This window comes from Leptolyngbya sp. DQ-M1 (genome assembly GCF_039962505.1).
Classification (GTDB): domain Bacteria; phylum Cyanobacteriota; class Cyanobacteriia; order Leptolyngbyales; family Leptolyngbyaceae; genus Leptolyngbya.
The window spans coordinates 254,543-270,135 of record NZ_JAMPLJ010000001.1 but is presented as its reverse complement, the minus strand read 5'-3'; the positions used below and the strand labels follow the sequence as shown (position 1 = coordinate 270,135).

14 protein-coding genes and 1 tRNA gene are annotated in these 15,593 nt (G+C 49.3%); 6 read left to right on the top strand and 9 right to left on the bottom strand.

All coding sequences use genetic code 11. From position 1 onward, the window contains the following. Positions 1–153 precede the first annotated feature (153 nt). Positions 154–2,487, top strand: coding sequence for a phosphoribosylformylglycinamidine synthase subunit PurL (purL, locus tag NC981_RS01255; RefSeq protein WP_348241211.1), 2,334 nt, complete (start codon positions 154–156; stop codon positions 2,485–2,487). Positions 2,488–2,591: 104 nt separating this feature from the next. Further along, positions 2,592–4,070 carry an amidophosphoribosyltransferase gene (purF, locus tag NC981_RS01250; RefSeq protein WP_348241210.1) on the top strand — a complete coding sequence of 493 codons (1,479 nt, stop codon included), beginning with the start codon at positions 2,592–2,594 and terminating at the stop codon, positions 4,068–4,070. Between the two features lie 58 nt (positions 4,071–4,128). Here the strand turns inward: purF and clpP are convergent, their stop codons facing one another. Further along, a complete protein-coding gene (gene clpP / locus NC981_RS01245; RefSeq protein ID WP_348241209.1) occupies positions 4,129–4,734 on the bottom strand; it encodes an ATP-dependent Clp endopeptidase proteolytic subunit ClpP in 606 nt (201 codons plus the stop codon). A gap of 196 nt (positions 4,735–4,930) precedes the next feature. On the opposite strand from clpP, the gene NC981_RS01240 reads away from it, so the two are divergent. Next, entirely contained in the window at positions 4,931–5,626 is a 696-nt protein-coding gene (locus NC981_RS01240) for a hypothetical protein (RefSeq protein ID WP_348241208.1), read from the top strand. Between the two features lie 66 nt (positions 5,627–5,692). On the opposite strand, the gene NC981_RS01235 is transcribed toward NC981_RS01240, so the two are convergent. After that, entirely contained in the window at positions 5,693–6,049 is a 357-nt protein-coding gene (locus NC981_RS01235) for a DUF1257 domain-containing protein (RefSeq protein ID WP_190376067.1), read from the bottom strand. Between the two features lie 244 nt (positions 6,050–6,293). On the opposite strand from NC981_RS01235, the gene NC981_RS01230 reads away from it, so the two are divergent. Continuing rightward, the gene (locus tag NC981_RS01230) at positions 6,294–6,758 is read left to right on the top strand and encodes a DoxX family protein (protein WP_348241207.1); all 465 of its coding nucleotides are present in this window, start codon (positions 6,294–6,296) and stop codon (positions 6,756–6,758) included. Positions 6,759–6,850: 92 nt separating this feature from the next. Here NC981_RS01230 and NC981_RS01225 read toward each other — a convergent pair whose 3' ends face one another. Both NC981_RS01225 and NC981_RS01220 read right to left on the bottom strand, forming a co-directional pair. Further along, positions 6,851–6,979: a hypothetical protein gene (locus NC981_RS01225; protein ID WP_277881337.1), complete on the bottom strand. Its 129-nt coding sequence runs from the start codon at positions 6,977–6,979 to the stop codon at positions 6,851–6,853. A 285-nt stretch (positions 6,980–7,264) separates the two neighbouring features. Then, positions 7,265–7,345 (bottom strand) — tRNA-Leu (locus NC981_RS01220). Positions 7,346–7,482: 137 nt separating this feature from the next. On the opposite strand from NC981_RS01220, the gene murF reads away from it, so the two are divergent. After that, complete coding sequence (gene murF, locus NC981_RS01215) at positions 7,483–8,820, top strand: UDP-N-acetylmuramoyl-tripeptide--D-alanyl-D-alanine ligase (RefSeq protein ID WP_348241206.1); 1,338 nt, start codon at positions 7,483–7,485, stop codon at positions 8,818–8,820. Positions 8,821–9,005: 185 nt separating this feature from the next. Then, a complete protein-coding gene (locus tag NC981_RS01210; protein WP_348241205.1) occupies positions 9,006–12,200 on the top strand; it encodes an MFS transporter in 3,195 nt (1,064 codons plus the stop codon). Between the two features lie 245 nt (positions 12,201–12,445). On the opposite strand, the gene NC981_RS01205 is transcribed toward NC981_RS01210, so the two are convergent. From NC981_RS01205 to NC981_RS01185, 5 genes are all read right to left on the bottom strand, one after another. After that, complete coding sequence (locus NC981_RS01205) at positions 12,446–12,682, bottom strand: Calvin cycle protein CP12 (RefSeq protein WP_348241204.1); 237 nt, start codon at positions 12,680–12,682, stop codon at positions 12,446–12,448. Positions 12,683–12,810: 128 nt separating this feature from the next. Next, the gene (locus NC981_RS01200) at positions 12,811–13,767 is read right to left on the bottom strand and encodes a hypothetical protein (protein WP_348241203.1); all 957 of its coding nucleotides are present in this window, start codon (positions 13,765–13,767) and stop codon (positions 12,811–12,813) included. Next, the gene (locus NC981_RS01195) at positions 13,764–14,171 is read right to left on the bottom strand and encodes a hypothetical protein (RefSeq protein WP_348241202.1); all 408 of its coding nucleotides are present in this window, start codon (positions 14,169–14,171) and stop codon (positions 13,764–13,766) included. Before NC981_RS01195 ends, NC981_RS01200 begins: the two co-directional genes overlap by 4 nt. Positions 14,172–14,193: 22 nt before the next feature. After that, complete coding sequence (locus NC981_RS01190; protein WP_348241201.1) at positions 14,194–14,589, bottom strand: hypothetical protein; 396 nt, start codon at positions 14,587–14,589, stop codon at positions 14,194–14,196. Next, positions 14,586–15,455, bottom strand: a complete 870-nt coding sequence (locus tag NC981_RS01185; RefSeq protein ID WP_348241200.1) for a hypothetical protein — start codon at positions 15,453–15,455, stop codon at positions 14,586–14,588. The genes NC981_RS01190 and NC981_RS01185 overlap by 4 nt, the downstream gene beginning before the upstream one ends. Between the last annotated feature and the right edge of the window lie 138 nt (positions 15,456–15,593).

Sequence of the window (15,593 nt, the reverse complement as noted above, 5' to 3'; positions counted from 1 at the left end):
CACCTGCTTCAGAGGCGGTTCACCTGCGTTAAAAATCGAAATGCTTAGTCTAGAATGCTTGAATGATCGCTGCTGTGAGAAACATTGGATCGATCGTTAAACCCGGAGCTTTGTTCGATAGAATAAGTGCCTGTTCTATCCGGGCTAGGGTTTATGTCTGTCCTGTCATCTGCACCATTCTCTGAGACCGAAATTGCTTCTGAAGGGATCAAGCCTGAAGAGTACGAGGAGATTGTGCGCCGCTTAGGTCGCCATCCAAACAAGGCTGAACTGGGAATGTTCGGTGTGATGTGGTCGGAGCATTGCTGCTATAAAAATTCGCGACCTTTGTTAAAGCAGTTTCCGACTGAGGGCGATCGCATTTTAGTTGGCCCTGGTGAGAATGCAGGCGTGATTGATTTGGGCGATGGCTTGCGATTAGCGTTTAAGATCGAGTCGCACAATCACCCTTCTGCTGTAGAACCGTTTCAAGGTGCAGCAACCGGAGTGGGCGGAATTTTGCGCGATATTTTTACGATGGGGGCACGACCGATCGCGCTACTCAATTCTCTGCGATTTGGAACGCTCGATGATGCCCGGACTCGTCGGATTGTAAACGGCGTTGTGGCTGGAATCTCACATTATGGAAATTGCGTGGGTGTTCCCACTGTTGGTGGTGAAGTGTATTTCGATCGCGCTTATTCCGGCAATCCCTTGGTGAATGTGATGGCATTGGGATTGATGGAAACGACCGAAATCGTGAAGTCAGGCGCAAAAGGATTGGGAAATCCGGTGCTGTATGTTGGCTCGACCACAGGACGCGATGGTATGGGCGGTGCGAGTTTTGCTAGTGCGGAATTGAGCGATCAATCGATCGACGATCGTCCGGCGGTGCAAGTGGGTGATCCGTTCTTAGAAAAATCTTTGATCGAAGCTTGTTTAGAAGCATTTAAAACAGGTGCAGTCGTTGCAGCCCAGGATATGGGCGCAGCAGGCATTACCTGTTCAACTTCAGAAATGGCAGCAAAAGGTGGAGTCGGAATCGAACTCGATTTGGATTTAATTCCAGTGCGGGAAACGGGGATGGTTCCGTATGAGTATTTACTTTCGGAATCACAGGAGCGAATGCTGTTTGTGGCAGAAAAGGGACGCGAACAGGAACTGATTGATATTTTTGAGAAGTGGGGACTTCATGCGACTGTTGCCGGGAAAGTGATCGAAGAAGAGATCGTGAGAATTCTCTTCCAAGGCGCGATCGCGGCTGAAATCCCCGCAACCGCTTTAGCAGATAACACTCCGATTTATCATCGTGAACTGATCAGCGAACCCCCCGAATATGCTCAAAAAGCTTGGGCATGGACAGCCGAAAGTTTACCGAACTGTGATGAAAACGGGATTGCTAATCGGAACTGGAATGAGATTTTAGCAACTTTGTTGAATACACCGACGATCGCCTCAAAACGCTGGGTCTATCGCCAATATGATCATCAAGTCCAGAACAATACAGTATTGCTTCCCGGTGGTGCAGATGCGGCAGTCGTGAGAGTTCGTCCACTTGCTGATGCTCAGAGCGCCTCTGTCATTCCTGATTCAGCTTCATTAAGCAAAGGGGTTGCCGCAACGGTTGATTGCAATCCTCGTTATGTGTACCTGCATCCCTATGAAGGTGCAAAAGCCGCTGTCGCAGAAGCCGCCCGGAATCTAAGCTGTGTCGGTGCCGATCCGGTTGCGATTACCGATAACTTAAACTTTGGCAGTCCAGAAAAGCCGATCGGCTATTGGCAACTTTCTGAGGCGTGTCGCGGACTGTCCGAAGCCTGCCGAGAATTTTCGACTCCGGTAACGGGCGGAAACGTCTCGCTTTATAACGAAACCCTAGATTCTGAAGGCAAGCCAGAGCCGATTTATCCGACTCCGGTTGTGGGCATGGTTGGATTTATTCCGCAGCTCGATCGCATCGTCGGACAAAGCTGGAAACAAAGCGGAGACGTAATTTACCTCTTAGGATTGCCGATGTCGGATTCGTCCTTAACCTTGGGCGCATCAGAATACCTGGCAACAGTGCATCAAACTGTGGCAGGAAAACCGCCGATCGTTGACTTTGAACTAGAACGCAAAGTCCAAGCGGTTTGTCGATCGGGAATTCGCAGCGGTGTTATTCAATCGGCGCATGATAGTGCAGAAGGGGGAGTCGCGATCGCGCTTTCTGAATGTTGTTTCGGGCATCAGCTTGGGGCAGAGATCCAAATTCCAAATAGTGCGGCGCGAATGGACGAAGTTCTCTTTGCAGAAGGCGGAGCGCGGATCATTGTTTCTGTGAAACCGGAATCGGTTGCAGAATGGGAGGCAACTCTATCTGCGGAGCTCGGCGATCGTTGGCAAAAATTGGGAACCGTCGGCGGGGAATCCCTAAAGATTTCGGTCTCCCAATTTCATGTAATCGACGCTACGATCGCAGAGTTGTTCACAGGTTGGTCGAGTGCGATCGAGAAGGGGCTAACGGAATAGCTCTGCCGTTGTGTGCGATATTAAGGGAATGTTAAGACTCTGTGTTCAACAAGACCCGTGTTCTCAACGTTCTGATTGCTGTCTAACTACGCAAAACCAAGCTTATGCTGCCTGACGACAAGTTTTCTGTAGATCCTGCTGAGCATCGTCCTGACAAACCAGAAGAAGCCTGCGGGGTGTTTGGAGTTTACGCACCGGGAGAACCTGTAGCTAATCTGGCTTATTTTGGACTGTTTGCCCTACAGCATCGAGGTCAAGAATCTGCGGGAATTGCCACGTTTGAAGGAGATTATGTTCACCTTCATAAAGACATGGGTTTGGTGGCACAAGTCTTTAATGAAGCAAAGCTCAAAGAGCTACCCGGAGATTTAGCGATCGGTCATACTCGCTATTCGACGACCGGATCGAGTCGGGTGGTGAATGCTCAACCTGCGTTAGCAAAATCACGTTTAGGAACGCTGGCGTTAGCACATAACGGAAACTTGGTGAATACTCGTGAACTCCGTGAAGCATTAGCTGAAACGAATCACGATTTTGCGACAACAACGGATTCTGAAGCGATCGCGCTTGCGATCGCAGAAGAAGTCAATCGAGGGAACGATTGGGTCAATGGCGCGATCGCGGCGTTTAAGCGGTGTCAGGGTGCGTTTAGTCTCGCGATCGGCACTCCGGACGGCATGATTGGGACCCGTGACCCGAATGGGGTTCGTCCGCTCGTTTTGGGCACTTTGGCGCAGGAATCGCACGCTGCACCTTTGCGCTATGTTTTAGCCTCAGAAACTTGTGGACTCGATATCATTGGAGCCGATTACGTTCGAGACATTCAGCCGGGTGAACTGGTGTGGATTACCAAAGACGGCATCGAGTCGATTTTCTGGGCAGAACAACCCGCTCGCAAACTGTGCATTTTTGAGATGATTTATTTCGCGCGTCCTGATAGCATGATGCACGATGAAACGCTGTACAGCTATCGGCTGCGAATCGGACGGCAGCTTGCGAAAGAATCGACAGTGGATGCAGATATCGTGATTGCGGTGCCAGATTCGGGCGTTCCGGCTGCAATCGGGTTTTCTCAAACTTCGGGCATTCCTTATGCCGAAGGCTTGATCAAAAATCGCTATGTCGGTCGTACTTTCATTCAACCGACTCAAGGAATGCGAGAAGCGGGAATTCGGATGAAGCTTAACCCGCTTAAAGATGTACTCGCTGGAAAGCGTGTGATTATTGTGGATGACTCGATCGTGCGTGGAACGACGAGCCGCAAGATCGTGAGAGCACTGCGCGATGCAGGCGCAATCGAAGTTCATATGCGGATTTCTTCGCCTCCGGTGACGCATCCTTGTTTCTACGGCATTGATACTGACAGTCAGGATCACTTAATTGCAGCGACAAAATCAATCGAGGAAATTGCAAAGCAGATTGAGGTAGATTCGCTGCAATATCTCAGTTGGGAAGGAATGCTAGATTCAACTAGAGAAAATCCGGGTGAATTCTGCTCGGCTTGTTTTACTGGAGATTACCCAATCGCAATTCCTGAAACGGTGAAGCGATCGAAGTTAATGCTAGAAAAAACGGCGAAATAGCAAACATGCCCACCGAATCGAATTCGGTGGGCATGTTTCTTAAGAGCGAACGGCTAAACTACTGCACAACCGCAGGACGAGCCGCAGACGGACGACGATCGATCACTTGATCAACCAATCCATAGTCTTTTGCTTCTTCAGCCGACATGAAGAAATCGCGCTCAGTATCTTGTTCAATCCGATCGAGCGGTTGTCCGGTGTGATCTGCCAGATACGAATTGAGTCGCTGCTTGAGATACAGAATTTCTCTCGCTTGAATTTCGATATCGGTCGCTTGTCCTTGTGCGCCCCCTAGCGGCTGGTGAATCATAATCCGCGAGTGGGGTAAGCTCATGCGTTTTCCTTTAGTTCCAGCGCTGAGCAAGAATGCACCCATGCTGGCAGCAAACCCGACGCAAATTGTAGACACCTGCGGGCGAATTTGCTTAATCGTGTCATAGATACCCATTCCCGCGGAAACCGAACCGCCGGGGGAATTGATGTAGAGATAGATATCTTTGTCCGGATCTTCGGCTTCGAGGAACAGTAGTTGCGCAACGACGAGGTTGGCAACATCCGAATCGATCGCGCTACCGAGGAACACGATTCGTTCCCGCAACAGTCGGGAGTAAATGTCAAAGGCGCGTTCGCCCCGTCCGGAAGTTTCAATAACGGTAGGAATCATGAATCCAGCCCAGTAATTTTTTTCATTTTAGCGAATGAACGCTCAGTCGTTGGGGTGTTTGCCGTACACAACGGATGCGCTAGAGTTTGCCTAACCTGAATAAACGGACTAAATTATCGTCAAGGAATGTAAAGGTTGATTTGAGGTAGCTGTGAAAAGATCAAAGATTCTACTTTTGTCATTAACAGGAATTGCAGTGGCAGCAGTATCCGGTGGTTATTATTTTTGGCGACAGTTCACCCAACTACCAGACTGGTACGCTGAGGAACAGTCTAGCCCTCGAACTTATACTCAAATTCAAGAATCCGGTGCTGCGATCGAAAGAAAAATTGCCGCTCAAATTCAAACCAATCCGCAGCCTGCCAGTACAAATATTACGCCCAATTTCCCGGAGCCTCAGCCCTCTAAGCCTGTTCAGGTTGCACTGAGTTCTCAAGAATTAAACGATTTACTTGTCACCAAAATCACTGAGAAAAGTGGCGGTAAAGGTTTACCCAATTCAGTGAAAGGGTTTCAAACTTCAGTGAAAAATGACCAGCTAAAAACTGGAGCGGTTGTGGATATTAAAGAGCTACAGAATAGCGGAATCGGATCGCAACATCAGGCATTGTTAACGCAAATTACCGAAAAGATTCCGATGAGCGATCGCAAAGTTTACATCGGAATAGAGGGCAAGCCTGAGATCCAAAACGGCAAGTTACACTTCGATCAAAACGCCAAAATTCAGGTGGGAAACATGAGCTTTACGATCACTGAAGTGGCGAACCGCTTAGGGGTGTCTCCTCAAAAAGTGCAAGACCAACTCAACCTCGAACTGAAGCTACGCAGCTTGACCGTAAAAGATATTAACTTCCAAGATGGCAATGCAGTTTTAAGCGGAGCCGCCAAATAAAACAAATCCTTTACAGGGTGCAGCAAGGACTCTGTAAAGGATTTATGAGATTTAGCGATCGTGCAATTAGCCGCGAACCTTCACTTGAATGTTTGCATTCTGCAAACCAGGGCGTTTTGCAACCGCGCTAAGGGTTTGCTGTACCGCATACTTTTGGTTCACCGAGGTCATCAGTTCTGCAAGGTTGTGCTTTCTTGCGACACCCCACAAGTCTGCAACAATGCTGTACGTGCCATCTTCGTTATGTACCCAGCCGATGTCATAGCTACCATCTAAAACAGCGACGATATCTGCGTGAACGCGCTGACAGCCCATTCCCCGAACTTCAGCGTTGGTTTCTACTGTGAAACCCAGATCGCGCAACGAAACTTTAAGCAATTCTGCATCGGTGATTTTACTGCGGAGTGTACTAAAGTGTGACATAGATTTTGTCCTTGCTTGAATGGGTGGTATGTAAGTTGTTTTGTTAACAGTAACAGTGGGAGAATCGAGCGATCGTCTACCTAAAGGCTTCTTTTTTAGGCTTATGTTTTTAAGCTTACAATAGTCTTGGGGTAGACAGCCGTTTAGACGATTGAGTTATGTAACGATTCCAGTAACGTAAAGCTTCGATTTTTGATCTGGGTTCGGTAAGATGCAACCAGTACCATTTTTGAGAAGCTAACAAATGACCGTTACTCCGTCTGGGCGATCGCCCCTTTCAACGATTTTGCAGTCCGACCTTAGCCCCAATCCAGCGTTTCAAGCGGTTTGGTTAGGAGTGCGCGTTTTGGTGGGTGTATTAATGATTCACAATGGCTTTAGTAAATTAGCTGATGTTCAAGGCTTTGTTGATAATGTCATGAGCGTGATTGGCTTCCCGTTTCCATTATTTTTCACCTATTGTGCAGCGTATACGGAAATTGTTGCTTCAATTTTGTTAATTTTCGGATTCTTCACGCGAATCAGTGCGTTGTCCTTAACGTTCACAATGCTAATCGCGGTTTATTTCCATCTGAAAAAAACAGGATTAGACGTTGGGCCTGTAGAAACAGCTTCGCTGTATATGCTGATTTATCTTTTGTTTACTGTCGGGGGCGGCGGAAATTTCTCGATCGATCATCTGTTGTCGCGGGGACGATCGAATTCCTAAAACGAATGGTCTAGCTCGGTAAATCTGCAAAACTGCTTCAGCTTTGGAAATCTACAGGACTAGACCATTTTTTAAAAAACTTGGGTGAGGGATTATTCTTCCTCTTCGGTTTCGATCGGTTGTTCAACTGGCTCGTTTTCGGCTGTAATCTCTTCTAACGCTTTCTGAATCCAAATTCTCGATAAGTCGATTAAGCTAATGCTGTCGGGCACAGTGACCATTGATTTGTTCCTCCTTCATCTATCCTAAAGCGTAGCGAACTACACCTTTAGTGACATGAATAGAGTGACTTATTGAAACATTTATTTACAATCATTAAATCTTGTCAAGATTGTATTTTAGATTGATTAACTTCGAGAATTGCAGAATCTCGGATTGCCCCTGTCCCTGGGAAGTTAGACGGAGACGATCATCAAATCTCTACTGTCTGTACCAGTCTCCTCGGCATTTGGTTTTCATTGCAAAAATAAAAGGGAGAAGTGATAAACTTCTCCCTTCCAACTTCATGCGGATGGCGAGACTCGAACTCGCAAGGCAATGCCACACGCACCTCAAGCGTGCGCGTATACCAATTCCGCCACATCCGCCTAAGCCTTAACTACAATAGCAGATAAATCGCAATTTCGTGACAAATTTTTTCAAATTTTGTGGGATTGGCACGATCGCAGTTTTTGCACCCCCGATAGCGGTACACTCAAAACCTTACTGACTCCCGCAACTGCTCATGTCGTTTCACGCAACCCTAGATCAACTGGTTTCACTCCTCGGAGCATCAGCTCAAAATTTACCGGATGCAACTGCGATCGGTCTGACAACCGATTCGCGATCGATCCAATCGGGTGAGATTTTTCTAGCCTTGCGGGGTGAGAAGTTTGACGGGCATGATTTTGTAAAGACTGCAATCGAGCAAGGTGCGGTCGCGGCGATCGTGGATGCTCAATTTGAAGCGGGTGATTTACCTGTTCTCGTGGTTTCGGATACCTTGCAGGCGTATCAAACGATCGGGCATTGGTGGCGGAAACAGTTTAAAATCCCGGTGATTGCAATTACTGGATCAGTCGGGAAGACTACAACAAAGGAATTAATTGCAGCGGTTTTATTGAAATACGGCAAAGTCCACAAAACGCAAGCAAATTACAACAATGAAATCGGTGTTCCGAAGACACTCCTAGAATTAACTTCAGATCACGATTTTGCTGTGATTGAGATGGGAATGAGAGCGCCTGGGGAAATCGCATTGTTATCACAAATTGCAGAGCCGGATGTTAGCGTGATTACGAATGTAGGAACCGCACATATTGGAAGATTGGGATCGAGAGCAGCGATCGCTCAAGCGAAATGTGAACTGCTGGCAGAAATGCCCAAAGATGCCATTGCAATTCTGAATCACGATAATGCTTTATTGCTCGAAACGGCTGAGAAAGTTTGGCAAGGTCAAACCATCACCTACGGACTGCAGGGGGGTGATTTACAAGGACAACTCATTGATGCAGAAACGTTACAGGTCGGTGAGTTGAAGTTTGTATTACCGCTCCCCGGTGAACATAACGCGCTGAACTTCTTAGCCGCTTTAGCCGTTGTGCAAACTCTCAATCTCGATGCTGCAAGGCTAACCGCAGGGGTCGAAGTTGAATTGCCCAGTGGCAGAGCGAAACGCTACGAATTACCCAACGATGTGGTGATTCTCGATGAAAGCTACAACGCAGGTTTAGAGTCGATGCTGGCATCTCTAAAGCTGTTAGCTCAGACTGAGGGCGATCGTAGAATTGCTGTGCTTGGCACGATGAAAGAACTTGGTGACTGGTCGGTTCAGTACCATCAGCAAGTCGGTGAACAAGTGAGAAATTTGCAGCTTGATCAATTGTTGATTCTGGCTGACCCGGATGAAGCGCAAGCCATGGCGATCGCGGCTTCTCCCGTTCCGTCCGAGACTTTCACAACGCATACAGAAGTAATATCGCGGTTGAATGAATTGATTCGATCGGGCGATCGACTTCTATTTAAAGCATCAAGAGCGGTGGGACTCGATCTCGTCGTAGCTGCCATCGTTCCATCCAAGTAAACACCTCCTATCGACTGATCCCCAAGCTAAAACAGTTGATTTACTCCTTTCAGTTGAGGGGTCTATCACTTGAGAAAGATGCTTATCCGCTCTCGCCTCAGCGATTCTGACATCAAAGGTAGTTCAAAATTGCAGCCTCACTGACACATCTCTTGTGTTGGGCGAAGTCTGATGAGGGAATTTCTATGAGTCAAGTCACAAATTTAACTTGGGAACTCGGTCAGATCCTGGCACAAGTTCCAATCGATCGAGGAGTCACAACACCGGAGCAAGCGGCTTTGGTATTTTCAGGCCCTCGATTTTTTGTTGCTCTAATTTCGGGAATTGTATTAGCATTTGCATTCCAATTACTGTTTACGAATTTATCCGTTGCTGCCGGAATTTCTTACCTCGGACATTCTTCGGATGATCATGATTCGCATCATTCGCACTCTAGTGGTGGTGGCGGCACGATTCGCAAAATCGGTACTGCTGTCGGTCTCTGGACACTAATCACCGTCACTATTTCGCTGTTTATCGCTTGCTTGCTGGCGGTGAAACTCAGTTTATTAACGACCGCAGCGCTGGGTGCGATCGTCGGTCTAGTGATCTGGGCGGCATACTTCACCCTGCTTGTTTGGGTGAGTTCTACGACAGTGGGATCGCTGGTCGGTTCAGTGGTCAATACTGCAACGGCTGGATTCCAATCGATCGTCGGAACGGCAACGGCTGCACTCGGAGCAAGAGCCGTTAATCAGCAAGTCGTCTCGACCGCAGAAGCGGCAGCCGCAGCAGTCCGGCGAGAATTGGGTTCGGCGATCGATCCTGCCAATATTCGGGATTCTCTCGAAGACTACATCGAACGGCTTCGTCCTGCACAATTAGATTTTGGTCGGGTGCGGCGTGAACTCGAAACGTTGGTGAATGATCCAGAACTGCAAAGCGTGATGGGTAGTGGCTCTGCGGTCGAGGTGATGGATCGGCTGCGCCATATAGATCGCAATACGTTTGCGAAATTGATTAGCGATCGCACGGATTTATCGAAACAAGATGCAAACCGTTTGATCGATCAGCTTGATGCAGTTTGGAAAGATACGATCGGACGACATCAGCGCAAAGATCCGACGCAAGAGTTGGTGGAATATCTGAAGACCGTTCAATCCGGACAAGTCAACATGAACGATCTCAATCGTCGTTTGGATCAGCTCACCGAAGAACTGCGCCGTCAAGGTCAGACGTTGCAAAACACGCAGCAAGATCAAATGTCGGGAATGCGCGATGCGTTCTCGTCCTTGGCGCAGCAAGGTGGAAAACAAGACCAAGCGAGCCTTGTCGATCGAGCGATGCAATTCGGTTTCTCAACTCTGATGGGAACCGTGATGGGACGGACAGACCTGAAGGATCTCGATGTCGAAAAGATTATCGGACAGATTCAATCGGCTCGCGACAAAGTGATGTCGGGCGCACAAAAAGCCACGAGCCAGGTTTCGTCAGGCTTTAGTCCGATTAAAGCCGATGTGGAGAACTATCTGCTAAATACCTATTCCTGGCACTTCAATCGGGAAACCTTAGACAACGAATTCCGCGAATTGCTTCACGATCCGGAAGCCGATCCGGGTGCGGTGAGACGCGAACTCGAACGATTAAATCGCAGCGATTTCGTCAATCTCTTAACTCAGCGTGGAGATTTACCGGCAGCACGAGTTGCTGAGATTGCCGATCAGCTTGAAACAATTCGGGCAGCGACTCTCAGCCAAGTTCAAACGGCTGAAGACCATCACGAAACGACCGATCTTCGCAGTCGCGTTGAGAACTACTTGCGATCGACCCACAAAGATGAACTCGACCCCGACGCGATCGAGCGGGAAGTGTCGCTGCTGCTCGAAGACCCCGAAGCAGGCTACGACGCGCTGAAGAATCGCCTGAGCCATTTCGATCGCGATACCCTGACGCAGTTGTTATCGCAGCGTCAGGATCTCACGCCGGAAGAGTCCGATCGCATTATTAGTCGCTTTGAAAGCACGCGCGATCGTGTCCTCAATTCAGCTCAAGAAGCGCAAAACCGCGTTCGTTCTGAAGCCGAAGCCCTGCGGCTCAGAGTCGAATCTTATCTGCGAAACACCAACAAATCCGAACTCGACCCCGAAGGCATTAAGCGCGATTTCCGCTTGTTGCTTGACGATCCGCAAGCTGGATCTTCTGCACTGCGGGCACGCCTGAGCCAGTTCGATCGCGATACGCTCGTTCAATTGCTATCGCAGCGTCAAGACCTCGCGCCGGAAGAAGCCGATCGGATCATCAGCCAGCTTGAAGATGTGCGAAACACGGTGATGCACGCGCCGCAAATCGCCGTTCACAAAGCGCAAGATCAAATCGATTACGTCATCAGCACGATCGAACGCTATCTCCGCAACACGCATCTCTCTGAACTTGATCCGGATGGCATCAAGAGCGATCTAAATGCGTTGCTGAGCGATCCGAAAACAGGCGGTTCTCGCTTGAGAAGAAGACTGTCGCAAGTCGATCGCGACACGATCGTCAAACTGTTAGCACAACGTCCCGATCTGACGGAAGCGCAAGCCAATCAGATGGTCGATCAAGTGCTGTCATCCATTCGGAGTGTGGCGCGATCGCCGCGTCGCTTGGCATCGAGAACCCAACAGCGGGTGCTCAACTTCCAATCGGCACTTGAGAACTACCTGCGGAATACGCAGAAAGAAGAACTCAATCCCGACGGCATCAAGCGCGATCTACAATTGCTACTGCGCGATCCAAAAGCTGGATTTGGTAGCTTCGGCGATCGCTTATCCCACATGGATCGCTCGACGATCGTGGCGCTTCTAGCTCAACGAAACGACATGACCGAGGAAGAAGCGAACCGCGTGGTTGATCAAGTGCTTTCGGTGCGTGAACAGTTCATGGCACAGATCCAAGCGATCCAGAACCGGATTCAAGGCGTAATCGACGGCATTCTCGATCGCATTCGCAATTACTTGAATTCGCTGGATCGCCCGGAGCTGAACTATGAAGGCATTCGGACTGACCTGCGGACGCTGTTCCATGATCCGCAAGCGGGCTTTGATGCGTTGCGCGATCGTTTAGGTAGCTTTAACCGCGAGACGGTTGTAGCGCTGCTCTCATCCCGCGAGGACATCTCGGAAGCTGAAGCAAACCGAATTGTCGATCAAGTGGAACACGCGAGAACTTCAGTTCTGCGACGTGCAGAACGGATTCAAACCGAAACCCAACATCGGCTTGAAGAAGTCAAGCGACAAGCCAAAAAGCAAGCCGAAGAAACCCGCAAAGCGGCAGAAACAGCAGCTTGGTGGCTGTTTGGAACCGCGTTAATCTCGGCAGGCGCATCGGCTCTTGCAGGCGCGATCGCGGTCGGTGGTCTCTAATTGAATCGCGTTTAGTCTAGCGACTTAAAGTTAGCCCTCCGCTACTCAGAAGCGGAGGGCTAACTTTTTTAAAACCAAGCTGCGAAACTGGTAAACACAGAAAGCCCCTCAAATTCCTAAAGCAAGAAGCTTTGACACCGATCCAATCTGTTGGTCTCAAAGCTTCTTACCGAGAAATTTGGGGGCAGCTATCCGCTCAAAACTAAAAACTCTGTAGCTTACGCGCTGTCAAATTAAACGTCAAATTAAACATCGTAAATGCGACATTCAGCCGCATCAGGATTATCGTCGCAATAAGCAGCTAATGACCCTTTTCCATCCGATCGACGGTGCGAGATTTCAGCTTGAACTTCTTCGACTGCATCCCAAGCGGTTGCACATTCATCCGACATCGTTCCATTCGTACCGCAAGCATCACGCGCTTGATCAACAAGTTTGGTGAGGCGTTGTTCGATCGTAATGCCTTCTTTTGCTTCAGTCATAACCTTACCCCTGGTGTAGTGAAGATTGGGCGATTACTTTCAGTTTGCCTCTAGATTTCAGCGTTGTGTGGTCTTCTACCTTTAATTTAACAATTCACCTCCTATCCCTAAGACCATCTATCACAACCTTAGTTATTTCGGCTGACTCGGATATCATCGCTACGTTTGAGCGATCGTGCCATTTGCTGATGACTTTGAATTGCCTGGTAAATCGCATCTTGCCGTCGCGCTTGATCGCGCTTGATGCTGTAGTAATTGTTGCCAAGACCAGGAGCATCCCATTGATTCGTCCGAGGATCAAGATACGAGTAGGTACGAGCGTGAAGAACTGCTTCCGAGCCGCGTAAACCCTCTGTATAGGCTTGCCGGAGACGATCGACATATCCACCTTCTTCGAGTGCTGCGAGCGGCGCTTGGTTTGCCAAATCAATGCCATTTAGCTGTTCTTCGAGTCCAAGCCGCAGTCCCGCAGAAATGGCATGCCGCTCGATCGCAGCATACTGATTCCGCAGGCGGGCAAGTTGACGACGATCGGCATCATCGGGAGAATCCGCGCCATGTTGATAAGAGAAGCTGCCCACGTTCCACACCCCGTTACCTGGATCGACGTGTCCCTTGTACGCCCAGGTTTTGCTGCCATCGGGAGTACGAGTTCCTTCCGCGCTTCCGACTGCCTTAGCAACCAGGGAGTCTGAACCACCTTCAAACAGTTCATCGGGTGCAACTGCAACTAAGCGATCGTCCGATTGAGCGGCGGATTGACCATTTTGATCATTGCCACAATTCCTACACACGTCTAGCAGAGCATTATTGGTTACAACGCTGGCTTGAGGTAATGCTTTCGGGCGCTTTACTCCTTCAGTTTCAGGAGATTGAGCAGGACGAGCAGGAGCTTGAAAGCCGATCGCGGCGGATTTCTTCGGGCTGGTTCCAGTGACAGATGGTGTGATTTTAGATTGAGAAGTGACTGAATTTGCTTTAGAGGTGGGCGGACTAAAGGTGAGCAGTCCTTGAGCTTGCGCCGATCGCATTCCGCTCAGCGTCAAGACGATGAGGCTGACCATCAAAGAAGCAAGTTTTTTCATCGTGGCTTTAGAGTTCGTTGCAGTAAGCTTTTATCGGGTTCGACGAGTGCCCAGCTTTCGTCGGCTTGCTTGAGTAAGGTGGCAAATTGCAGAATGGTTCCGGTGGCGATCGCGTCTCCAGCTTTCAGGGTTCCAAGCTTCGGACGATCTAATCCACACAGGCGGAACAAATAGGCGGGTGTATCTGCACCTGCAAAGTACACACAGCCGCGTTTGTCGATGTACGCATCTCCGTCTGAGGGAGCATACACCGACTGACCGTTCAGAGCGATCGAAATATCTCCGAGTCCGCCCGTCACTTTTGCGCCTGCAATCTCATCTCCCGGCTTGAGTTGCCAGCTTTGATAGAGCTTGGGTTCTGAAATCAGGTTCTGACTGTGGGGGGAAGCAGAACAGCTAGACATTAAAAGCAGAATCAATCCAGCCTTAACGAACCCAGAACTTATATCCCAGATATTGATTCCCTTCATACGAGACCACAATAAACGTTTGAGAAGTCGATCGTTCTAGCGCATCAGATGCTACTCGATAGGCTTCACGCTCAGTCCGTGTTCCAGTCCGGAGCGAGAGTGCAGGAAGGGTGCAGTAAGGCTCTTTTAAGGCTTTGCGGACTGCATCTTTCGGGTCTCCGTTTTTCAGCGTGATCAGCTTTGCAATCTGGTCTTCAGAAACGGTTTGCTGCGATCGTACTGATCCTTGACAGTCTAGCCCTGCATCTTTGCTTCCAAATGAAGGGAGTCCCATCGCTTGAAAGAAGATGCCCAACGCTAAGATACCTGCAACCCCTGCTAACCCTTGGTTAGAGGTAATTTTTTCAGTCATAGTTTGCCTCCGACGAACAATCCCAAAGTCACCAGCAACAGTCGGTAAATCCCAATCCGATTGGCTTGAGGAATAAAGAAAGCGGCGTAAGCGGCTAACAATGCCGGAATACACATCAACACAATCACTGGAATGTTGAGAAATGGCATTGCTGCAACCCAGTATTTCAGCCCAATTCGCAGCCCTGCTGCTGCTAATATCCAAACGGCAGCATCGATCGCAAGTGCAGCATTCTGTTCGGGTAGTTTGAGGCAGCGCTGCAACAGGCGGTATAGAGGCTTGCGGCGACGGATACGAGTGGGATGAATGGGATTCCCACTCGTCGGACGAAAGGGCGGAATCTCGGTTTGAGGCGGTCTGCGAGTAGATTGTGGAGCGCGAACGGGAGCGGGTTCAAGCGGCAAGCGCACAGAGCTAGATTGAGGCGGCGCTGGATGAGCAGAGCGGGTGCGCTCTTGTGCCTGCATATGTTCGACCGTGGACTTAAGCTCGTCGATCGCAATCCAAGTGGCGTTCAGTTGCTCGTTAAATTGAGCCAGCACAGCTTCGAGTGAGGGGGACGCTTCCCAGGTGAGCTTTACTCGCGTGGAAGCAGCTTGATTCGCTGCTTTATGAGTCGCTTGGCGCTTGGATGCGGAGATTTTTGTGCTAGCAGCTTTTGCAGTTGGTGCTTTTTCAGTTTTCGTGGTGCGGCGTTTTTTCGGAGAGGTCGCATCAGTGGTAGACTCATCACTGCTTGCAGTGGACTCCGGGTTCGATTCACTCGCGCTCAGGGGATCAGCGATCGGTTTCGCAAGCTGCCGTTTTGTGCCTGGCTGAGTCTGAGTGATCCGGGTTGACTGGCTTTCTGATTTCAGTTCTGTCATCGCGGCTCCTGGGGCAAGTGAATCTTTAGTACCTTCGTACTATATTAGTATTAATGTGCTACCGCTCAAATGTCAATCTTATCGATCGAATTCATCCCGAAAAAAGCGACATACCATAAAGCGTGAACTTTTGTGATA